Below are 20,354 nucleotides of genomic sequence, written 5' to 3'. Positions count from 1 at the left end.
TGGCTCGAATACAGTGTGGCTGTACTGAATATAGCCGAGGAGTGAACACGATGACAGACCAGTCCGGATACCTGTTGATGCACGCCGCGATCCGGGTCGAGCTCGACCGGCTCGCCTCCTTCGCGCAGGACTTCGCCGCCGGCCGGCGACGGCCCGGCCCTCGCCAGCTCACCGCGCTGCGCGACCACATCGGCGACGTGATCGACATGATCCACCACCACCACGTCGGCGAGGACCGGTTCCTGTGGCCGATGCTGCACGACGCGGTGGGGCCGTCCGCGGAGCTGGACGCGCTCAGCGACGACCACGGCGACCTGGACCCCCTGATGGACACCATCCGCGCCGCCCTGCAGGAGGGCCCGGGCGGTGCCGCCGACCTCGCCGACGCCGCGGTGCGGCTGCGCGACCTGATGACCGCGCACCTCGCCGAGGAGGAGGCGGTCGTGGTGCCGATCGTCGCCGAGCACATCAGCCCGAAGCGGCACGCGGCGATGGAGAAGGCCATGCGCAAGGCGCTGCCGATCAAGATGGGCTTCGCCGTGCCGTGGGTGATGAGCGCGGACGCCGAGCTGGCCCGGACCGCGCTGCGCAGCGCCCCGCTGCGGCTGATCCTGCGGCTCACCCGCGGCCGGTACGACCGCCGCCTCCAGGACGCGTACGGCGACCTCGCCCCGGCGCACCCCGACATCGCGCTGTCGGCCCGCGCGGAGGTCGTCATCCCGGCCCGCCCCGAGGACGTGTACGCCGCGATCTCCGACGTCACGCGGATGGGCCGCTGGAGCCCGGAGTGCTACCGCAGCGAGTGGGACGACGCCGCGACCGGCCCCGCACTCGGCGCCCGCTTCCGCGGCTCCAGCCGCCACGGCATCGCCCGCTGGACCCGCGAGTGCGTGGTGACCACCGCGAAGCCCGGCGAGGAGTTCGCGTTCCGCACCCTGTGGCGCGCCCCCTTCTCCGACAGCACCACCTGGCGCTTCCAGCTCTCCCCCGTGCCCGGCGGCACGCGGCTCGTGCAGACGATGGCGCTCAGCGCCGGCCGCGGCATGCTCCTCTACGAGCGGGTCACCGGCCGGGACCGCTCGATGCCGAAGGCCATGGCCACGACGCTGGACCGCATCCGCGCCGACCTGTCCACGCACTCCCCTGCCGGCGTGTGACGCCCGCACCGCGCACCGGCGGCCAGGAGCCGAGAAACCGAAACATTCTCGCTTCCTGTTGACAGTGACGGCCGCCTATCGGACGCTGGTCTGACTTCACACCGGCCGCCGGAGCGCGCGCTCCGGCACGCATGAAGGGGCACCGCCGATATGTCCCTGTCGCTGCGCCACCCGACCGCCTTCCTCACCACGCTGCTCGTCTCCGTCGCGGCCGCCTCGATCGCGGCCGCACCGGCGGCCTCCGCCGCCGCGATCACCGTCAACGCCGACGCGCTCGACGGCGCCTGCGCCACGCTGCGGGTCTACAACGGCTCCAGCGCGACCGGCTATGTCGTGCGCAGCGGGGCCGGGTACGGCTTCACGTCCTCCGCCTCCGGTGCCACGCCGTTCCGGCTGGAGGCCACCCAGCTCGGCCGGTACGAGCTGTTCGGCTCCGACGGCAAGCCCGCGTACCAGAGCGTCGTCGGCTTCATCATGGCCGGCGACTCCTACGGCGACCGCGCCGACTTCACCGTGACCAAGGCCGGCGACCGGTACCGGTTCACCGCCACGGCCACCGGCCAGACCATGGGCTCGTTCCTGTGGAGTCTCGGCGCGGCCGGCACCTCGTACACCGTGGCCCTCGCCTCCGCGACGGGCTGCTTCACCCCGCCCGACATCGACCCGGGCGTCACCGGCACCGCCGCGCCGGGCGTCGACGGCAGCGGCAGGCTCGTCGGCACGATCGACGCGCACGCCCACGTCACGGCCGCCGCGGCGTTCGGCGGGCAGATGCACTGCGGCGAGGCGTGGGCGTCCGGCGGCGTGCAGGTCGCGCTCGCCGGCTGCGACACGCACCGCAGCCTCAACGTCGGCGCGCTCTTCGAGGCCATCGTCGGCGGTACTGACGCCGCGAACTCACCAGAGGACGGCTGGCCGACGTTCGGCGACTGGCCGCAGCACAACTCCCTGCTGCACGAGCAGTCGTACTACCGGGGCATCGAACGCTCCTGGCGGGCCGGCCAGCGGGTGCTCAACGCGCTGCTGGTCGCGAACCGGTCGATCTGCGAGCTGTTCCCGTTCCGCGACACCCCGTGCGACGAGATGGACCAGATCCGGGTCCAGTCCCGCTACCTGTACTCGATGCAGGACTACATCGACGCGCAGAACGGCGGCGCCGGCAAGGGCTGGTTCCGCATCGCGACCACGCCGGCCCAGGTCCGCGGCATCGCCGCGCAGGGCAAGCTGGCCGTGACGATCGGCGTGGAGAACTCCGAGATCTTCGGCTGCCGCGAGAGCAACGACGTCCCGCAGTGCACCACCGCCCAGATCGACGCCGGGCTCGACGAGCTGCAGTCGATCGGCGTCTCCGGCCTGTACCCGATCCACAAGTTCGACAATGCCTTCGGCGGCACCCGCTTCGACGCGGGCCTCACCGGGGCGTTCGTCAACGTCGGCAACCTGCTGTCCACCGGCCACTGGTGGACGGCCACCAGCTGCACCGGCCCGTCCGACAACGAGCAGCCCCTCGTGCAGGACGACCTCGTCCGGCTGCTGAGCTTCGGGGTCCTGAGCCTGCCGCCCGGCACCGTCCTGCCCGTGTACCCCAGCGGCAAGATCTGCAACACCCGCGGCCTGACCAGCCTCGGCCGCTACCTCATCCAGCGGATGATGGAGCGCGGCATGATCATCCACGTCGACCACATGGGCGTGAAGACCGCCCAGGCCGTGCTGGACATGGCCGCCGCGGCCCACTACCCGGGCGTCACCTCGGTGCACAGCTGGTCCGACCCGACGATGATCGACCGGATCCTCGCCCTCGGCGGGTTCGTGGCCAGCTACGCCAACTCGGTGCCGGAGTTCCTCAGCGAGTGGCGCGCCAACCGCGCCGCCCCGCACGGCAACGCCATCACCGGCTACGGCTACGGCACCGACGTCAACGGCCTCGGCGACCAGGCGAACCCCCGCCCCAACGCCGCCGCCAACCCGCTGGTCTACCCGTTCACCGCCCCCAACGGCACCACGGTGCAGAAGCAGGTCTTCGGCTCGCGCACCTTCGACGTCAACACCGACGGCGCCGCGCAGTACGGCCTCTTCGCCGACTGGACCACCGACCTCATCCAGCAGGCCGGCGCCGACAGCACCCTGCTGCGCCAGCAGCTCCTGGCCGGCGCCGAGTCCTACGTCCGCATGTGGGAGCAGGCGATCGCCTGGTAACCACCCCACCCCGGCCGATGGATGGACGGCCACCGAGGCCGTCCATCCATCATGGTCACTTCCGGTACCGCTGCGCCACCGCCGCGAAGGCTGCCTTGGGTTCCCATTCCATGTCAGGGTAGGTCTGCCCCCGACGCCCTTCGAGGAGCTTGACGATGCCCAGGCCGGCCCGGTCCAGGTCGTCCCTGGGGTCGCCGTCCGGGCGGTGCGGGTAGCCAGGCAAGGCGAACAAGAACACGAACGCGCTGTCCACGCCCTCGGTCTCGAAGATCTCCAGCAGTTCGCTCAGATATGCGGCCTGGCCGGCCTCGTCGCGCTCGTAGACGCCGTTCAGTCGCACAGGGGCCTTGGTCTGCGGGTCGTGCTCGACCACTTCCAGCACCCGCCCACCGCGGTCTCCCGCGCCGCGGTAGGCCGCGGTGCCGAACCCGGTGATGGCGAGTGGTTTCGGGTTTTGGGCCAGGGTGCGCACCGCGCCCCGGAACCGGTCGGCGACCTCGGCGGAGCGGATCAGCTCGAACGTCACAATGTCGAAGGGAGTCCAGTCGACCTGCTCGAACTGGATGGACGCGTACGTGAGCCTGCCCTGGAAGCGCTCGCGGACCGTGGCCGCGGCGTCGCGGAGGAACGCGTTGATGCGCACGCCGAGTTCGCGCACCGCTTCGGCCCGCCGCTCGGCTTGGCCCATCAGCTGCTCGACCCGTTCCTCAGGCGTTTCTCCGGGCAGGAACCCGCGGTTCATCACGCTCAGCTCGACCCCCGCGACGAAGACGACCGTGGCCCCCTGCTGCCGGAGCCGTTCCGCTCGCACGGCGCAGTCACGGAAGAGCGAGAGGATCTGCTCCGGATCAAGCTCCAGCGGATAGGGCGAGAACCAGACCTCCAGGCCGAGCTCGGCGGCGGCACCGGCGGCCAGCTCCAGCCGGTCCGGGTCGCCGCCGATGATCTGGACCGCGTTGCAGTGCAGGTCGTCGCGAATGATGGCGAGCTCGCGCCGGACCACCGCGGGGTCGAGGCGTTCGCGGGACAGCTGGCCGTGCACAACGAATCCCGTGTCGTAGGTCATTCCTCTTGCTCGCACGGTGCGTCCTCTCTGCCGGTCTCGGGCAGGTCGAGACTGACAGGAAAAGTGCGTGCACGCAAGTTTGCGTGCACGCAGACTTGCGTGGGACACTGACACCGTGACGACACCACCACCGGGGCTGCGGGAGCGGAAGAAGCAGGCCACACGCGAAGCGTTACGCGAGGCGGCCCTGCGCCTGGCCGTGCAGCGCGGACCGGACCAGGTGCGGGTCGAGGACATCGCCGAGGCCGCCGGGGTATCGCCGCGCACCTACAACAACTACTTCGCCAGCCGCGAACAGGCGATCGTCTCCGCCGTCACGGCGGACCGGGAGGCGCGGATCGCGGCGGCGGTCGCGGCCCGGCCCGCAGAAGTGCGCCTGGCCGACGCCGTCACCGAAGCAGTGGTCGAGCAGTACACGAACACCGGCGAGCACGAACACAAGGCGCTGCTGCTGATCACCACCCGGACCTCACTGCGCGACGCCTTCCTCGACACCACCGCCGACATCGAGCCCCCTCTCACGGCGGTGATCGCCGAACGCCTGAATGACACCGGAGCGCACACTGCCCGCGTGCTCGCGGCAAGCGTCGCCGCGGCGGTTCGCATCGCGCTGGAAGGCTGGCTCCAGCCAACCGGGCACACAGGGGCCGCCGGGAGCTTCGGCGCCGGAGGACTGGTCGTGCCCTCCGGCTCACTGCCCGACCAGCTCCGCGCGGCGCTGAGCCCGCTCGCGCCCGCATTCGACGCCGCCGAGCGACGTACCCAGCCGTGAAGACGACCCAACCGATCCGGAGCATGCCCGAGCGGTGAGATCGTGGCGGACTCGCGGCGGTGGCTGGAGTGGAGAAAGTTTCACGGGGCGTCAGTGGCCGGCGTTGCCGCTGAGGCCCGGGCGGACGGGGCGGCGAAAAGGTTTCGAGAGTTGTAGAGAACCTTAAATCTCCGCACATCTTGTCACATGGATTGACGCGGGGCGATGAGCACTGCGAGGGTGCCGAAAAGGATTTCGTCGATGCGCATCGGCTCCGCACCCACCCCTTGTGACAGGGAGTCCGAATCATGCCCCGAAAACGAACCATCCGCCTGGTCGTCGCGGCCGTCGCGGCGGTCGGCCTCGCGGTGACCGGTGCCTTCATGGGCACCGCGTCCGCGGGTGAGAACAGGGCCGGCGTGCCCAAGAACGACGTCGCCAAAGGGCTTGTCTACGACGGCCTGCAGCGCCGGGCCGCGGGGCCCTGCGGCGCCGGCCTGCTCGAGGTCAAGGGCACCAGCCCGGTCATGTGCACGCACGGCCCGGACGCCGCCCCGGCCGGGCTGTCGGTGAAGACGAGCGTGCCCGCCCTCGCCGGAAGCGCCACCACCGCCGCGGCCGTGCAGTCGCTCGCGGTCTGCGAGGGCGACGGCACCAGCGGCCGCCGGGTCGAGGTGCTGTACATCCACGGCTCGACCAGCCGGTACGCGCAGTACCTCGAGACGTTCCGCACCCTCGCCGAGGGCGTCGACACGATCTTCAACGAGAGCGCCAAGGAGACCGGCGGCGAGCGGCACGTCCGGTACGTCACCGAGACCGTCAACGGCGCGTGCCGGCCGGTCGTGCGTGACGTGAAGATCGCCGACTCGGCGCTGAACGCGAACGACTGGGCGCCGCTGCTCAACGCGGTCAAGGCGGCCGGCTACAACCGGACGGACCGCAAGTACCTGCAGTTCGTCGACGCCAACGTGTACTGCGGCATCGGCGGGCTGGCCGGCGACACGCGCAAGAGCGACGCGAACCGGTCCAACACCGGGCCCGAGTACGCGCGGGCGGACAACGGCTGCTGGTCGGCCGGCGTCGCCGCGCACGAGCTCGGTCACACGCTCGGCGCCGTCAACAACAACGCGCCGAACGCGTCCGGCTACGGGCACTGCACCGACGAGTGGGACGTCATGTGCTACAAGGACGGCGACGACGTCGTCGTCCGCACGGTGTGCACGAACCGGTCGCACGACGACCGGCTCGACTGCAACCACGACGACTACTACCACACCAACCCGCCGGCCGGTTCGTACCTGGCGCAGTACTACAACGTCGCCGACAACCTGTTCCTCATCAAGGGCGGCGGCAGCAACCCGCCCCCGCCGGACAGCAATCTGGCCCGGTCGGCGACGGCGTCCGCGTCGTACACCTCGGCGTGGGAGTCGGTCGCGGCGATCAACGACGGCATCGATCCGCCGTCGTCCAACGACACCGTGAACCCGCGCTGGGGCACGTGGCCCAACAGCGGGCAGCAGTGGGCGGAGCTCACCTGGGGCTCGAACCAGACGCTGAAGCGGGCGCAGGTCTACCTGTTCGACGACAACCAGGGCATCGACGTGCCGTCGAGCTGGAAGCTGCAGTACTGGACCGGCAGCGCGTACGCCGACGTGCCCGGCGCCAGCGGCTACCCGGTGACGGCCAACGCGTACATCACGGTGACGTTCACGCAGGTCAGCACCGCCCGGTTGCGGGTCGTGCTGCAGTCCAACGGCACCAGCTCGGTCGGCCTGCTCGAGGTCAAGGCGTTCGCGAGCTGACCACCGGCGTGGGCCCGTGCGCCGCGGCTGACGCGCGGGCCCACGCGACGACCGGCGGGACCAGGCTGCCGACGACCGCGAACGCCGCGCCCAGCAGCAGCCAGCCCGGCGCGCCCCAGCCGACGGCGAGCGTCGTCACGACGAAGGGCGCCAGCATCTGGCCCAGCTGCATGCCCATCGCGTAGGCGCCCTGGTACTGGCCGTGCGCGTCCGGCGGCGCGAGCCCGAACGAGATGCCCCACCCGGCGGCCGAGTGCCACAGCTCCGCGGCGACGTGCACCATCGACCCGAGGACCAGCAGCGCCACGGTCACCGGCATGCTCGCGCCGCCGCTCAGCGCGAACAGCCCGCACGCGGCGAACAGCGCCAGCCCCGCCCTGCGCGAGGCCCGGGCCGCGCCGGGTAGCTCCTCGGTGCCGCGGGCGGCCCGGACCTGGAAGAGGACGACGGCGGTCGTGTTGATGCCGAACAGCACCGCGATCAGCCAGCGCGGCGCGTCGGTGCGGTGCGCGATCCACAGCGGCAGCGCGACCTCGAACAGCCCGAAGTGCGTGGCCATCAGCCCGTCCAGCACCACGAACGCCAGGAACGGCCGGTCCCGCAGCGCGACCAGCCGCGGGCCCTCCTGCCGCTTCGGCGCGGCCGGCACCGGGGCGAGGCGGCGCAGCACGAGCGCGGCACCGGCGTACGTGACCGCGTCGATGGCGATCAGGGTGAGGTACGCCTGGCGGGTGTCCACGGCGAGCCCGACGCCGGCCACCGCGGCGCCGGCCGCGATGCCCGCGTTGGTGACGGAGCGCAGGTAGGCGCGCGTGTGCACGCGCCGGTCGGCGGGCACCGCGCCGGCGATGACCGCACCCTTGGCGGCCCGCTGCGCCGCGTCACCGATCGCCATCGGTACCCCGACCAGCAGGTACGTCCAGAAGTTCTGCACGGTCACCAGCGCCACCGACCCCGCGCACAGCACGAGGAGACCGGCGAGCAGGACGCCACGCGGTCCGCGGCGGTCGGCGACGTACCCCATCGGCGCGCTCGACACGAGGCACACCAGGGCGGTCACGGTCAGGGCGAGGCCGGTCTCCCGCACGCTCAGCCCGACGGAACGGGTCAGGAACAGCGCCACCGACGCCATCGACACGCCGTTGCCGAACGTGTTGATGAGGGTGGCGCCGGCGAGCAGGCGCACGGGTCCGGGTTCGGGAAGCACGCCCTCATTAAACAAGACGTACGTACGGTTTGCTACCCCTGGTCGAGGCGGCGCCGGGCCAGCTCGGCGAGCAGGACGGCGCCGTCGTACAGGACGCTGTCATCGAAGACCGCGCGCGGCGCGGGCGAGTGGTTGTTGGGCTTGACAGTCCTCCCCGCCCTAAAGGGCGGGGATTCCCTGGGTCACCCCAGGAGGTTCCTGCTTCACCGGCGACTGCCCCGTCCGAGAGGACTCTCGTTGAGGTCTTACACCGCCTCCACAGGCGATCACGGAGAGCCCCTCCGCGAGGATGTTGCGGGCCGCGTTGACGTCGCGGTCGTGGACGGTGCCGCACCGGCAGGTCCACGACCGCACGTGCAGCGGCATCCGCTCAGCGAGCGCACCACAGACGCTGCACAGTTTGGACGACGGGAACCAGCGGTCCACGGCGACCAGGGTGCGGCCGTGCCAGTCGGCCTTGTATTCGAGCATGGTGCGGAACTGTCGCCAGGCCGCGTCGGAGATGGCGCGGGCGAGGCGGTGGTTTCGGAGCATGTTGCGCACCGTCAAGTCCTCGATCACGATCGTTTGGTTTTCACGAACGAGTCGAGTGCTCAGCTTGTGCAGGTGGTCACGCCTGCGGTCGGTGATGCGGGCGTGGACGCGGGCGACCTTCAGCCGTGCCTTCGCCCGGTTCGCGGAGCCCTTCTCCTTGCGGGCCAGGTTGCGTTGGGCTCGGGCGAGCGCGGCCCGGTCCCGGCGCTCATGCCTGGGGTTGGTGATCTTCTCACCGGTGGACAGGCAGAGCAGGCTGTCCAGTCCGGCGTCGACACCGACCGCACCCGTTGCCGGGACCGGCTCGACCCGGTCGTCGCAGAGCAGGGACACGAACCAGCGGCCCGCGCTGTCCTGGGACACGGTCACCGTGGACGGCGATGCACTCTCAGGCAGCGGCCGGGACCACACGATGTCCAGGGGTTCGGTCATCTTCGCCAGGGTGAGCCGGCCGTCGCGGTATCGGAACGCGCTGGTGGTGTACTCCGCCGAGCGGCGCGACTTCTTCTTGCTCTTGAACGTCGGATACCTGGCACGCTTGGCCCAGAAGTTCGTGAACGCCACCTGCAGGTGGCGCAGCGTCTGCTGCAACGGCACGCAGGAGACCTCGTTGAGAAACGCCAGCTCCTCGGTCTTCTTCCACCCGGTCAGGAGCGCGCTGGTGGCGTTGTAGTTTACCCGTTCCCGGCGCAGTGTCCACGCCTCGGTCCGGGCCTGCAACGCCATGTTGTACACCAGTCGAACACACCCGAACGTCCGAGCAAGCTCGGCGGCCTGCCCTGGGGTCGGGTAGAAGCGGTACTTGAACGCCCGCTTCACAACCCTTGACACGGCCCACACGATAACAGCCAGCCTGGATGGTGAACGTCGCGGTGACCCACGGGCAAACGCCCATCCGCCTTGGCGGCGGATCGGCTTTCCCTGGCACCCGGCACGGCCGAGGCGAACGGCACGTCCGCGAGCTCCGTGACCGGCAGGGCGTCCATGTCGCCGCGCAGCAGCACCGCGGGGCCGCGCTCACCGCCGGGCCGGCCGCCGCCGCGCAGCACCGCCGTGACCGACGACAGCCCGGTGCCGATCGTCACCTCCAGCGGCAGCCCCTCGAAGGCGGCGAGCACCTTCCGCTGGGTCCGCGGCAGGTCGAGGCCGATCTCCGGGTGCCGGTGCAGATCCCGGCGCAGGTCGATGAGGTCGTCACGCAGTCCCATCCGCAGACGCTATCGCGTTCACCGATCCCCCGCCGCGGTGATCGGGCCGGGTGCGAGTGTCAGGGGCGCGGCTTGCCGGCGGCGTCGTAGGAGGCCCGCGCCGCGTCGACGGCCGGCAGGTGCCCGCCCGCCCAGTCGGCGAGCGCGTGGAACAGCGGGCCGAGGCTGCGCCCGAGGTCGCTGATCTCGTACTCGACCCGCGGCGGGATCTCCGGCGTGTACGTGCGGACGACGAGGCCGTCCCGCTCCAGCTGCCGCAGCCGCTGGGTGAGCACTTTCGCCGTGACGGTGCCGATGCGGCGCTCCAGCTCGCTGAACCGCTGCCGCCCGTGCTCGTGCAGCGTCCACAGGATCGGTGTCGTCCACCGGCTGAACACGATGTCGACCACGGGCGCGATCGGGCAGGCGAGCTCCGGGAGGGTTTCCTTCTGCATGGCCACTTTCCTCTAGGTACCTACTATCTCCACGATGTTAGCTTCGCCGGCATGAAGATCGTCGTGACGGGTGCGACCGGCAACGTCGGCCGCCCCCTCGTACAGACCCTGACCGCGGCCGGCGCCACCGTCGCCGCCGTCTCCCGCAACGCCGGCCCGTCGCCCGCCTCCTTCGCCGCGGATCTTGGGGACCCCGCGAGCCTCCGCCCGGCCCTGCCCGGCGCCGACGCGCTGTTCCTGCTGGTGCCCGGCGCGCCGATCGACCACCGGGCGCTCGTCGCCACGGTCCGCGAATCGGGCGTGCCACGCATCGTCCTGCTGTCCTCCCAGGCCGCCGGCACCCGCCCCGACGCGCCGTCGCACGCCCCGCTGCGCGACCTGGAGGCGGCGGTCCAGGACTCCGGCGCGCGCTGGACGATCCTGCGCCCGGGCGGCTTCGCGAGCAACACGTTCGCCTGGGCCCCTTCCATCCGTGCGCGGCGGGTGGCGTACGCGCCGTACGTGGACGTCGCCCTTCCACTGGTCGACCCGGACGACATCGCGGCGGTCGCGGCGACGGTCCTGCTCGCCGGCGCCGGTCACGACGACGCCACGTACGTGCTCACCGGACCGGAGGCGACCACACCCCGTGACCGCGCCGCGGCCATCGCCGCCGCCACTGGCGCGCCGGTGGACCTCGTCGAGCAGACCCCGCAGGAGGCCCGCGCCCAGCTGCTCACCTTCATGCCGCCGCCGATCGCGGACGGCACCCTGGCCATCCTCGGCCGCCCCCGGCCCGACGAGCAGGCGGTGAGCCCCGACGTGGAGCGGGTGCTGGGCCGCCCGCCGGCCCCGTTCCAGACCTGGGCGACCCGCAACGCCGCGGCGTTCACCTCCTGAGGCCGCCCCACCCGGCCGGCGGTTTCATCGTGGAGATCTCGGTGAGGGCAGGTTCGTCGCTGGCCTGCTCCACTGCTCACCACACCCGTCGATCGACCGTTCCGGGTCTGGCAGCTGATGGCCGGCTTGTTGTGGGACGCGTCGGGACAGTTGCTGCAGCTCGACGTTCCGCAGCCGGATCTGGTCACCGAACCCGACAACGAGCGGGCTTTCGAGGACCTGTGCAGCGAGGGTTTCGTCGTCCCCAGGTCGCTCGACGGGGGCAGGGTTGGCTTCCTGCAACAGATCGTCGCCGAGTACAGCATCGCGATCTACCTGCGTGACCGTTCCGGGGCGGAGCTCGACACCCCGCTGGACCGGTTGCGACGCGACCCGGAGGGGCAACTGCGGGCATGGCAGATCGTGAGCCACGTAATCGCGATCGCGGACCGCGACGGCGCGCAACGGCTCCTGCAACGGCCGGACCAGGCGCAGTTGCCGGCGTACCGTACGGCGGTCCTCGGCGCCGCGGCCGAGTGGCGGCCGGGGCTGCTGCAGGTTCGTGCCAGAGAAGCAAGGCGGTCACCACGGCCGCCAACATGCTGTACAACTGCTACCTCGGCGACCTCGACACCTGCTTCAAACTCATGCCCGTCGAGCGCTCATGACACGCACCGTACCGTTGCGTTTCGCCCCAGGGCGCGGCGTGCGGGCCTCTGGGACGCCCCGGCGCGCGGCGCGGCCAGGCCACCCGGCAACAGCCCGACCCCTACGGGAAGCCCCGCCGCGCGTGCGCATCCGACGCAGCCGGCCGTTGCCCGCTTGCAGTGCGATCATCGCCGCCGGGTGCGGGACGACGTCGAGGTTGGCGAGGCACTGCGGAGGCTCCGCCGTTGTTGCTCACGCGAGCTGGGCCACCGCATGCGCCAGCACCCCGGCGAGCTCCTGCCGCAGCACGATCGTGCGGCCCTGCTGGGGCTCGGCGAGGTACCAGGGCCGCGTCACCGGCAGCGCCACCGCCGCCAGTTCGATGTGCTCGTCGCTGCCGTCCGCCTCAGCGAACTTGTGCACCACCAGTCCCGTCGCCGGGTCGCTGGTCTGCACCAGCAGCGGTTCGGAACGGTGCCACCGCTCGAAGCTGTCGTCAGTGTCGCCCTCGACGCCGTACGCGGTGCACGCCGTCCGTGCACACCAGTCGGGGTGGTTCTGCGTGTCCATGAGATTCGGGTCCTCCGCATCCTGTGATCGGGGTTGGGGTGGATGCTGGGTGGCCGCAGCTTCTGGGAGGCGTCCGCTGCGGCCACCCTGCGTGGACGGCGGCCGCCGTCGGCGGTTGCGGTGTGCCGCCGCCCGTCCGGGGTGTTGTGACGGCCGCCGCTGGGCTTGTGACAGCGGCGCCGGGGCCGACGCCCGCTCGAGGTCGCTGCCGGGCCGGGTGGTGCTCAGTGGTAGACGGACACGGCTGCCTCGGCGACGAGCTCGTCGGTGGCGTCGATGATGTCCCGCACCGCCGGGTACTGCTGCCCGACGCGGTGGACCATGCCGTTGAGCAGTGCCGGGATGTCGTGTCCGGATTCGTCGAGGTAGAGCTCGGAGGCGAGGTCCAGGGCACGGGCCATGCCGCCGAGCGCGTCGGTCTGCCAGTCGGGTTCGGTGTAGCCGGTCAGGACGCTGCGCAGCCGGCCGCGGACCTTCGGGATGATCCGGTCGTCGGTCGGCGGGTAGGTGCGGACCTTGGGGCCGACGATCCGCCGGCGGACCACTTCGCGGACGAGGTCACCGGCGATGAGCCCGGCCAGGGTGCGGTCGTGGGCGGCGACGGCGAGTTCGCGCAGCGCGTCGCGCAGCCGCAGCGGTGGACGGTCGGCGTCGTGCGCGAACGGCGGGGTGCGGTGCGCCTGCAGGACCCGCAGCGCCCAGTCCGCGACCGGGTCGCCGGTCAACTGCCAGGTGCGGACCAGGACCTGCCCGTGGATGATCTGTAGGTGCGGCACGGGTGCCGCCAGGTCTGCCAGGACCGCACCGGCCAGCGCGACCGACAGCGGGCGCTGGTGCGCGAGGGGTTCGCCGGCGTCGTTGTGGGCGAGCAGGTGCAGCTCGACCCGCAGCGGCTGCCGGATCGTCGGGACGGGCTCGCCGAATGCTCGGGTCATCGTCGCTCACCGCAGTGTCCCGGCCGCGGCGCCGCACAGGTCGGTGCGGAGTCTGCCGGCGAGGTCGCGGAGCCGCTGGTGGGTGCCGTGGTAGCCGGTCGCGCCGTGCAGGGCGGTGGTGTCGATCGCGGCGTGCATCGTGTAGTTCGGGTCGCACACGTTGCCGGGTGCGGCGCGGCCGGCCTGCGATACGAGCTGGTAGGCGTCGACCAGGTCGAGGCCGGTCAGCTGGGCGGTCCAGGTGATCAGGTCGCGTTGGCTGATCCGGTACGCGTCCTCGAGCGGCCGGGCCGCGCCGATCGCGATGAGCTGGTGGTCGGTTTCGATCCGCGGGCATGGGGTGGGGACGCCTTTGATGACGTCGACGGCGACGGTGACGTGCATGGCGGTCTCCACCGCGACGCCGCACACTTCGCCGTGGCCTTGCCGGGCGTGGCCGTCGCCGAGGCTGAACATCGCGCCGGGCACGTGCACCGGCAGGTACAGGGTGGTCCCAGCCCGCAGTTCGGGGGTGTCGAGGTTCCCGCCGTGTGTGTCGGGGACGATGCTGGCGCGGACCTCGCCGCCGGCCGGGGCGACCCCGACGGTGCCGAGCATCGGGTCGAGCGGCAGCTCCACTGTGTACGTCGAGCGGCGGGCCTGAAAACGGACGACCCCGGCGGTGGTGTCGATGTCGTACCGCCAGACGATCTCCGGCAGGGGCGGGTGCAGCATCGCCGTGGTGTGGGTGGCGGTGAGGGCGCCGAAGTGCGGGAACGTCGCGGACATGCCCCAGTCGCGGGCGGGGCGGATCTCGACGAAGTGCAGGGCGAGGGTGTCGCCGGGTTCCGCGCCGGGAACCAGGAACGGGCCGGTGACCGGGTTGAACTGCTGGCACACTTCCGACGGCAGGTCGTCGACGGTCCGGACCGCGCCGCTGAAGCAGTCTTCGGTGCTGGTGCGCAGCACCTGGCCGGGTCGCACCTCGGCGATCGGGTAGCGGCCGCCGAACTGGTACGTCAGGTCCGGCTCGGTCATCACATGCTCCACGACCTGCGGCGGGCCGCTCAGGTCCGTGCTCATGTCGCTGTTCGTGCTGTTGTTCATGCCGAATACTTGGAGGTCGGTGCCGGCGCGGACAGGCTGGGCATCCCGGACAGCGTCGGGCGGCGACCCGCCGCGTACAGGCCGGCCAGGACGAGGACACCGGCGCCGAGCCAGATCAGCGCGAGGCGCTGCGCGGCGACGTTGGCGTTGATCACCACGTACATGAGGACGGCGAACCCGGCGGAGGGCAGCAGCAGGTGCGACCACAGGTTCCGCGACTTGTTGCGCACCACGTAGTGCCACACCACGGCGACGTGCAGAACCAGGAACGCGCACAGCGCACCGAAATTGATCAGACTGGACAGCAGGGCGATGCCGTCCGCCCGCCACGCCATGTACAGGCCGATCACCACCGACAGCAGCGCGGTAAGCATGATCGCGTTCGCTGGTACACCGTGCTTGACCGACACCTTGCGCAGGAACTTCGGCAGTTGCCGGTCCCGGGCCATCGCGAACAGCAACCTCAAGGTCGCGACCTGCGCCACCATCGAGTTCGCCACACCCCACGCGATCGCCGTGGCCACCGCGGTCAGCGTCGCCAGCCACGCACCGCCCGCCACCCTGGCCGCGTCGTAGAACGCCACCCCGTTCGGATCCCCGTCCGCCAGCAGCCCGTCCGGATCGGGCACGAGCAGCGAGGCCGCCCAAGTCTGCGCGATGAACAGTAGCCCGGCGAGCGCGAGCGCAGCGTACATCGCCCGGCCGATCTGCGCTGCGCCGCCGTCGTTCTCCTCCGCGAGCATGCTGATGCCGTCGAAGCCGAGGTACGACAGCACCGCCACCGAGACCGCCCCGAACACCACCGTCGAGGTGAACGTCGCCGGGTTGAACACCGGCGACCACACCGACCCGTGCCCCTTGCCCTCCAACAGAGCGATGGCGGCGGCGACGAGGAAGATGACCAGCACGACCGCCTCGGCGGCGAGCATGACCATCGTGATCCGGGCGGTCATCTTGATCCCGCGGACGTTGACGATCGAGTTGAACAGCACGAACGCGATCAGCCACGCCCAGACCGGGACCGCCGGGACGGTGGCGTGCATCGCCACCGACGCGACCAGGTATAGCAGGCTCGGCACCAGCAGGTAGTCCAGCAGGATCGCCCACCCGGCCAGAAACCCGACCGGCGCCGCGATCCCCCGGTGGAGTCGGACCGAGGCGCGATACCAGCCTTTCAACTGGCCCGTTTCCTCAGCCCGCTCCCCGAACTGGACGTGCCCGTTACCGAGCATCCAGCTCTCCACAAGTCCCGCGTGGGACACGGTGGCGCTCATCCCGCGACCGGCCACGGCGTTGGAATCTTCGTGCCCCGGTAGCGGTAGCGCTTCGTGCGTACCGTCGCCGGGTCGAACAACCGTTGTGCCTCCGTGGTCGGCCACCCTCCCGGTTCGCCGTATCGGCGCAGGAGGGTCTTCCAGGCTGTCTTGGGGTGTTTCTTGCGGACCCAGCGCCATACCCGGTGCCACGTGTAGTGGTGCAGGTAGCTGAACGTCGCGCTGGATACCCCCCACCTGAAATGCAGGCTCCATCCCCGCAACGCCGGCGTCAGCCGGTCGAGCAGGGCATCGAGCGGCTGGTTCGTGCCTGTCTCCCGGCAGATCGTCTTGACCCTGGCCATGATGGCGCGCAGCGCCTTCTTTGCCGGATAGGTATAGACGTAGTACCGGTTCGTGCCCGGCTTGCGGTGCCGCTGGATGCGCCACCCCAGAAAGTCCAGGCCCTGGTCGATGTGGGTAATCAGCGTCTTCTCCGGGGACAGGCGCAGACCCATCCCGGCAAGCACTGCCGCCGTCTGGTCCCGCAACGCCTCCGCGTCGGACCTCGTGCCGGCCACGGCCAAGCACCAGTCGTCAGCGAAGCGCACCAGGCGGCAGTTGGGCAAGCCCTGACGCCGCCTCCGGATGCGTTGCGGACCCGTGCTGTTCGGGCCTCCCGGATGCCGGGCGATGTACTCGTCCAACACCGACAGTGCCACGTTACTCAGCAGCGGCGACAAGATCGACCCCTGCGGGGTTCCCATCCGGTTGGCCCTCAACCGGCGGTCCTCACCGAGGATGTCCGCCTTAAGGAACGCCTTCACCAAGTCCAGGACCCGTTTGTCCCCGATCCGTTTGCGTACCCGGTCCATGAGCGCCGAGTGCGAAATCTCGTCGAAGCAGGCTTTGATGTCGCCTTCTACGACCCACTCGTACGAGCGGGACGTCAGGTAGCGCACCTCGGCCACCGCGTCGTGGGTCCGGTGCTCCAGGCGGAATCCATAGCTGCACGGAAGGAAGTCCACCTCGAAGATCGGCTCCAACACCAGTTTCAAGGATGCCTGGACCACCCGGTCGGTGATGGTCGCGATCCCAAGCCGGCGCAACTTCCCACCCGACTTAGGAATCATCCGCTCCCGCACCGGCAACGGGCGGAACGTGCGGTCTTTCAACGATGTCCGCACCTCGCCGAGGTATTTCTCGGCCCCCCGCACCGCCTCCACCATGGCCGCGGTCACCCCGTCGACCCCGGCGGTGCGCGCACCCCGGTTACCCCGCACCCGATCCCACGCCACCAACAGGAATGCGGGATCGGACACCAGATTGAACAGGTCATCGAACTTACGATGAGGCTCCTGCCGAGCCCACCGGTGCAGCTTGGTCTGGATCTCCAGTACCCGTTGCTCAGCTCGTAACAGCTCAAGCTCTGGATCGTCGGTATTCACCGGCGCAACCTCCTGATCTTCCAGCAACCTCGCCACTGACTTGCTGGACCCCTTCGCCATGTACGCACCTCTCGCGCGCCCGGACTACTACGGGTCCTCCGCCCCGCCCACGGCCCACAGCCGGCAACGGACCTGCCCACCACTGGGCCGGATGCCCAGCGGGAGGGCGACCGTGGACGGATCCCACGTTCACCAGCATTCGATCGGTCAGGGCGGTGTCCAGCTCTACCCCGGCAGCCTCGCCACGCCTACGCCGCAGTCCTTCGGCGTGGCCTCCCCACCGGCACTGGTAGCCAGCTTCGGAGTTGACCCGATCGGCACATCCGATCTGATCACGCACTGCGTTCCGGCCCATATCCACCAGGTTTGAGCCGTCACAACTCTTACGGGACTTCAGCCACTGGTTCACTCGCGTTACACCTTCTGACCTCGCTAGACGGACCCGCATCGTCTGGTAGTACCGACCCGTCCCGCCGTTGTCGGGGCTGCTTCCCACCCATCCCGGCGTTCCCCGGGGCAGGCTGCCCCCAGCTTCACCAAGCCGCTGCGACGGCTCGGCGGTAAGGGTCTTTCACCCCCACTCGAAACACTGGCGCCTCGTGGCGCACGCCGGCGTAGTTGTAGACGCTGCCGGCCAGCGGGAACGCCTTCACCATCTGCGCGTACGACGCCGCCGTGAACAGCATCGCGACCATGCCGACCGCGTACGCCAGGGCGACCATGCCGCCGGAGGCGGCGTAGACGGAGCCGAAGATGCCCATCGGGGCGATCGGCACCATGAACACCAACCCGTAGACGATCAGGTCCTTGAACCCGAGGGTCCGCCGCAGCTCCGGCCGGTAACCGCCGCCCTGCGCCGGAACTCCGCCTGCCGGCACCGGCAGCCGCTGTGTCGTACTCACGTCGCTCGTCCTCCCAATCAATTTCGTGAACCACCGACCAACCGCCGGCGGACATGACTCATCCGCGCGTCACCGCCTGACGCGCCGATGCCGTGCCATGTGCCTGAACCGTGAAATCTGGCCGCCACCATCAGCCAGCGCAGTGACGGCGGCCAGATGCCTGCTAGATCCGCCAGACGAACATCAGGTCTTCGGTGCTGTGACCGATGCGCACCGCGGCAAAGATGCCTTGGAAGACCGCGGGAAGCGCTTCGACGGCTACATCGGCCACCAGCAGCACCGACTCGGCCTCGACCCGCTGGTAAACCAGTCGTTCCACCACGTCGGCGTTGATTCCTCCGCGTCGGCAGCCGCAGAGGAATATGTACTGCCGCTCACCACTCAGGTCCCAGGAAGGCCGCAACAGTTGATCGCAGTTGTCACAGGTGAGCAGCCGGCCCAGCGAGAACCGATCGCCCGGCCCCGGCCCACGTCGGTGTCCTGCTTCAGTTCCCTCAGGTAGTACGGCAACGCCTGCCGGCGCGGCACCACCCATGACCGACTCCTCGCCTCGCGGCCAGCCTGCGTTGGCCTTCCGTAGATCCACACGTCACGTTCCGTGCGGCGCGGAAGTAGCTTGGCCCATCGACGGACCCCTGCGGATTACCAGACCTGGCGAGAATTTCCCCCACCACCACAACCCGCTGACCTGGCTACTTATAGATCAACACGGCACTAAGTACCCACCGCCCGACGAGCCGCCTACCAGCGCATGTATCGGTGGCGCCGCCGACGGCGATACCGTCCAAACAGCGACGGTGAGGAAGTGCGAACGATGCCTCGGAGGACGGGAACGAAGGTTGAACGCGACGAGATCCGCCGCAAGCTGGCCCGGCTCGGCGCCGCCCCGGACGCGGTGGCCGCGGAGCTGCAGCGCCGTTTCGGTCTCCGGCCCCGTGAGGCCTACCGGCAGGCACACGGGTTGACGCAGGACGCGGTAGCAGCCCAGCTCAACGCCTCCAGTACCACATCCGCCGCCTACACGGGGGCGCGCATCAGCGACTACGAGCGCTGGCCAGTCGGAGGCCGCCGACCGACTTTGCACGCACTGATCGCCCTCGCAACGGTGTACGGCACCACGCCGACGGCACTCGTCGACCTCGACGACCTTGCGGCGATGCCGGAAACCGAGCGTTCGCTCCTCCTGAAAACTGCGGCACCCAACCCTGCGGCCGTGGAGCCTTGGACCGCTGCGCCTTTCAACGTCTCGGGTGAACAAGGTCGGGCCGTGCGGTGGAATGTTGGAGACCTACTCGACGAAACGGAGCTGATCATCGCCGTGACGGAACGGACGTCCGAGTTCGGAGCCTGGGCCGAGTCGTCGAACGTCGGACCTCTGACACTGGACGACCTCGCGGCCTCGACCCGAAGGATCGCCTCCGACTACCTGACGCGGCCTCCGGTGCCTATCTACGCCCGGGCCGGACTGCTGGCCGACCGCGTCTTCCGCCTCCTGCAGACCGGTCACCAGCACCCCGACCAGACTCGCGAGCTGTACACCTGGGCGGGCTATCTGTGCACGCTGCTGGCCTGGATGGCGGGCGACCTGGGTCACCATGCGGCGGCGGAGAGTCAGGCGCGCACGAGTTGGGTGTGCGCGGAGATGGCTCACGACGACACGTTGCGCGCGTGGGTCCTGTCGACAATGAGCAAGGTTCACCTTTGGGACCAGCGGTTCGAGGACGCCGCAGCCATGGCGGCACAAGGGCTCGCCCATGCACCGAACGGCACCGCGAGCGTCATGCTCGCCTGCCAGGAGGCCGATGCATGGGCCGAGATCGGCGCAGCCGATCCGGCGCAGAAGGCACTCGATCGGGCCGAAGACGCCCGGCAGCGAGTTGGCACCGATACGGTTGGCGGCTTGCTCGCCTGCGGTGAGATTCGGCATCACAACTACGCCGGCGCCGTCCTACTGCGCATCGGCCAGCCGGTCGCCGCGATCCGGCACGCCGAACTGGCCCTGAGCGCAGCTGCCGGAGACTCGACCGTCGCGTACGGCACCCTCTCGCAGATTCGCATCTGGGCTGCGTCCGCACACATCGCGGCGGACACCGTGGACGGTGCTGTCGAGGTGCTGAGCCCGGTCCTCAAACTGCCGACCGAGCAACGCCTCGACACGGTCGCCCGACGACTTCGCGAAGTGGACCGGCTCATCAGCTCCAAACCGACGCTTCGCACCAGCCCTGAGGCCCGCGGACTGCAGGCGGCCATCCGAGACTTCTGCGCTGGCAGCGTCAGCCGCCAGCTGCCTGCATAGAAC

17 protein-coding genes and 1 pseudogene are annotated in these 20,354 nt (G+C 70.2%); 6 read left to right on the top strand and 12 right to left on the bottom strand.

Annotation, left to right across the window (positions count from 1 at the left end; translation table 11 throughout):
* The first annotated feature begins 50 nt into the window (after positions 1 to 50).
* Together ACFY3L_RS44735 and ACFY3L_RS44730 are read left to right on the top strand one after the other, a co-directional pair.
* Entirely contained in the window at positions 51 to 1,157 is a 1,107-nt protein-coding gene (locus tag ACFY3L_RS44735; RefSeq protein ID WP_389339244.1) for an SRPBCC family protein, read from the top strand.
* A gap of 150 nt (positions 1,158 to 1,307) precedes the next feature.
* Entirely contained in the window at positions 1,308 to 3,353 is a 2,046-nt protein-coding gene (locus ACFY3L_RS44730; RefSeq protein ID WP_389339242.1) for a hypothetical protein, read from the top strand.
* Between the two features lie 55 nt (positions 3,354 to 3,408).
* Here the strand turns inward: ACFY3L_RS44730 and ACFY3L_RS44725 are convergent, their stop codons facing one another.
* Positions 3,409 to 4,581, bottom strand: coding sequence for a hypothetical protein (locus tag ACFY3L_RS44725; RefSeq protein WP_389339240.1), 1,173 nt, complete (start codon positions 4,579 to 4,581; stop codon positions 3,409 to 3,411).
* Between ACFY3L_RS44725 and ACFY3L_RS44720 the strand changes: the two genes are divergently transcribed.
* A complete protein-coding gene (locus ACFY3L_RS44720) occupies positions 4,535 to 5,191 on the top strand; it encodes a TetR/AcrR family transcriptional regulator (RefSeq protein ID WP_389339238.1) in 657 nt (218 codons plus the stop codon). The genes ACFY3L_RS44725 and ACFY3L_RS44720 overlap by 47 nt on opposite strands.
* Before the next feature lie 287 nt (positions 5,192 to 5,478).
* Positions 5,479 to 6,972: a hypothetical protein gene (locus ACFY3L_RS44715; RefSeq protein ID WP_389339236.1), complete on the top strand. Its 1,494-nt coding sequence runs from the start codon at positions 5,479 to 5,481 to the stop codon at positions 6,970 to 6,972.
* Here ACFY3L_RS44715 and ACFY3L_RS44710 read toward each other — a convergent pair.
* The 4 genes from ACFY3L_RS44710 to ACFY3L_RS44695 all read right to left on the bottom strand — a co-directional run bounded on the left by ACFY3L_RS44710 (position 6,953) and on the right by ACFY3L_RS44695 (position 10,355).
* Positions 6,953 to 8,179, bottom strand: coding sequence for an MFS transporter (locus ACFY3L_RS44710; protein WP_389339234.1), 1,227 nt, complete (start codon positions 8,177 to 8,179; stop codon positions 6,953 to 6,955). The two genes, ACFY3L_RS44715 and ACFY3L_RS44710, sit on opposite strands and share 20 nt — an antisense overlap.
* Before the next feature lie 159 nt (positions 8,180 to 8,338).
* Complete coding sequence (locus ACFY3L_RS44705; protein WP_389339232.1) at positions 8,339 to 9,544, bottom strand: RNA-guided endonuclease InsQ/TnpB family protein; 1,206 nt, start codon at positions 9,542 to 9,544, stop codon at positions 8,339 to 8,341.
* Positions 9,529 to 9,921, bottom strand: a complete 393-nt coding sequence (locus ACFY3L_RS44700) for a hypothetical protein (RefSeq protein ID WP_389339230.1) — start codon at positions 9,919 to 9,921, stop codon at positions 9,529 to 9,531. Before ACFY3L_RS44700 ends, ACFY3L_RS44705 begins: the two co-directional genes overlap by 16 nt.
* A gap of 59 nt (positions 9,922 to 9,980) precedes the next feature.
* Positions 9,981 to 10,355: a winged helix-turn-helix transcriptional regulator gene (locus ACFY3L_RS44695; RefSeq protein ID WP_389339228.1), complete on the bottom strand. Its 375-nt coding sequence runs from the start codon at positions 10,353 to 10,355 to the stop codon at positions 9,981 to 9,983.
* A 51-nt stretch (positions 10,356 to 10,406) separates the two neighbouring features.
* On the opposite strand from ACFY3L_RS44695, the gene ACFY3L_RS44690 reads away from it, so the two are divergent.
* Complete coding sequence (locus ACFY3L_RS44690) at positions 10,407 to 11,234, top strand: SDR family oxidoreductase (RefSeq protein ID WP_389339226.1); 828 nt, start codon at positions 10,407 to 10,409, stop codon at positions 11,232 to 11,234.
* Positions 11,235 to 12,113: 879 nt separating this feature from the next.
* Here the strand turns inward: ACFY3L_RS44690 and ACFY3L_RS44685 are convergent.
* The 7 genes and pseudogenes from ACFY3L_RS44685 to ACFY3L_RS44655 all read right to left on the bottom strand — a co-directional run bounded on the left by ACFY3L_RS44685 (position 12,114) and on the right by ACFY3L_RS44655 (position 18,590).
* Positions 12,114 to 12,431 (bottom strand): hypothetical protein, encoded by a 318-nt coding sequence (locus ACFY3L_RS44685; RefSeq protein ID WP_389339224.1) that lies wholly within the window; start codon positions 12,429 to 12,431, stop codon positions 12,114 to 12,116.
* 224 nt (positions 12,432 to 12,655) lie between these two features.
* Positions 12,656 to 13,366, bottom strand: coding sequence for a GPP34 family phosphoprotein (locus tag ACFY3L_RS44680; RefSeq protein WP_389339222.1), 711 nt, complete (start codon positions 13,364 to 13,366; stop codon positions 12,656 to 12,658).
* Positions 13,367 to 13,372: 6 nt separating this feature from the next.
* On the bottom strand, positions 13,373 to 14,383 hold the full coding sequence (locus tag ACFY3L_RS44675) for an acetamidase/formamidase family protein (RefSeq protein WP_389339422.1): 1,011 nt from the start codon (positions 14,381 to 14,383) through the stop codon (positions 13,373 to 13,375).
* Positions 14,384 to 14,448: 65 nt separating this feature from the next.
* Entirely contained in the window at positions 14,449 to 15,684 is a 1,236-nt protein-coding gene (locus ACFY3L_RS44670; protein ID WP_389339220.1) for an APC family permease, read from the bottom strand.
* 38 nt (positions 15,685 to 15,722) lie between these two features.
* Positions 15,723 to 17,213 (bottom strand): group II intron reverse transcriptase/maturase, encoded by a 1,491-nt coding sequence (gene ltrA / locus ACFY3L_RS44665; RefSeq protein WP_389339218.1) that lies wholly within the window; start codon positions 17,211 to 17,213, stop codon positions 15,723 to 15,725.
* A gap of 527 nt (positions 17,214 to 17,740) precedes the next feature.
* Positions 17,741 to 18,031, bottom strand: a pseudogene (locus tag ACFY3L_RS44660) (hypothetical protein); the annotation flags it as partial.
* 187 nt (positions 18,032 to 18,218) lie between these two features.
* Complete coding sequence (locus tag ACFY3L_RS44655) at positions 18,219 to 18,590, bottom strand: hypothetical protein (protein ID WP_389339216.1); 372 nt, start codon at positions 18,588 to 18,590, stop codon at positions 18,219 to 18,221.
* Between the two features lie 279 nt (positions 18,591 to 18,869).
* On the opposite strand from ACFY3L_RS44655, the gene ACFY3L_RS44650 reads away from it, so the two are divergent.
* On the top strand, positions 18,870 to 20,351 hold the full coding sequence (locus ACFY3L_RS44650; RefSeq protein WP_389339420.1) for a helix-turn-helix domain-containing protein: 1,482 nt from the start codon (positions 18,870 to 18,872) through the stop codon (positions 20,349 to 20,351).
* The last annotated feature ends 3 nt before the right edge of the window (positions 20,352 to 20,354 follow it).

Origin of the sequence: Dactylosporangium sp. NPDC000521 (assembly GCF_042898305.1) — a bacterium.
In the GTDB taxonomy this organism is placed as follows: Bacteria; Actinomycetota; Actinomycetes; order Mycobacteriales; family Micromonosporaceae; genus Dactylosporangium.
This window is presented reverse-complemented; position numbering and strand designations above follow the sequence as displayed.

What these genes read in the sequence shown, in the direction of transcription:
- ACFY3L_RS44735 (WP_389339244.1), top strand. Translation starts at nt 51, where the DNA reads ATGACAGACCAGTCCGGATACCTGTTGATGCACGCCGCGATCCGGGTC.
- ACFY3L_RS44730 (WP_389339242.1), top strand. Translation starts at nt 1,308, where the DNA reads ATGTCCCTGTCGCTGCGCCACCCGACCGCCTTCCTCACCACGCTGCTC.
- ACFY3L_RS44715 (WP_389339236.1), top strand. Translation starts at nt 5,479, where the DNA reads ATGCCCCGAAAACGAACCATCCGCCTGGTCGTCGCGGCCGTCGCGGCG.
- ACFY3L_RS44700 (WP_389339230.1), bottom strand. Translation starts at nt 9,921, where the DNA reads ATGGGACTGCGTGACGACCTCATCGACCTGCGCCGGGATCTGCACCGG.
- ACFY3L_RS44695 (WP_389339228.1), bottom strand. Translation starts at nt 10,355, where the DNA reads ATGCAGAAGGAAACCCTCCCGGAGCTCGCCTGCCCGATCGCGCCCGTG.
- ACFY3L_RS44690 (WP_389339226.1), top strand. Translation starts at nt 10,407, where the DNA reads ATGAAGATCGTCGTGACGGGTGCGACCGGCAACGTCGGCCGCCCCCTC.
- ACFY3L_RS44685 (WP_389339224.1), bottom strand. Translation starts at nt 12,431, where the DNA reads ATGGACACGCAGAACCACCCCGACTGGTGTGCACGGACGGCGTGCACC.
- ACFY3L_RS44680 (WP_389339222.1), bottom strand. Translation starts at nt 13,366, where the DNA reads ATGACCCGAGCATTCGGCGAGCCCGTCCCGACGATCCGGCAGCCGCTG.
- ACFY3L_RS44675 (WP_389339422.1), bottom strand. Translation starts at nt 14,383, where the DNA reads ATGACCGAGCCGGACCTGACGTACCAGTTCGGCGGCCGCTACCCGATC.
- ACFY3L_RS44670 (WP_389339220.1), bottom strand. Translation starts at nt 15,684, where the DNA reads ATGCTCGGTAACGGGCACGTCCAGTTCGGGGAGCGGGCTGAGGAAACG.
- ltrA (WP_389339218.1), bottom strand. Translation starts at nt 17,213, where the DNA reads ATGGCGAAGGGGTCCAGCAAGTCAGTGGCGAGGTTGCTGGAAGATCAG.
- ACFY3L_RS44655 (WP_389339216.1), bottom strand. Translation starts at nt 18,590, where the DNA reads ATGGGTGGTGCCGCGCCGGCAGGCGTTGCCGTACTACCTGAGGGAACT.
- ACFY3L_RS44650 (WP_389339420.1), top strand. Translation starts at nt 18,870, where the DNA reads ATGCCTCGGAGGACGGGAACGAAGGTTGAACGCGACGAGATCCGCCGC.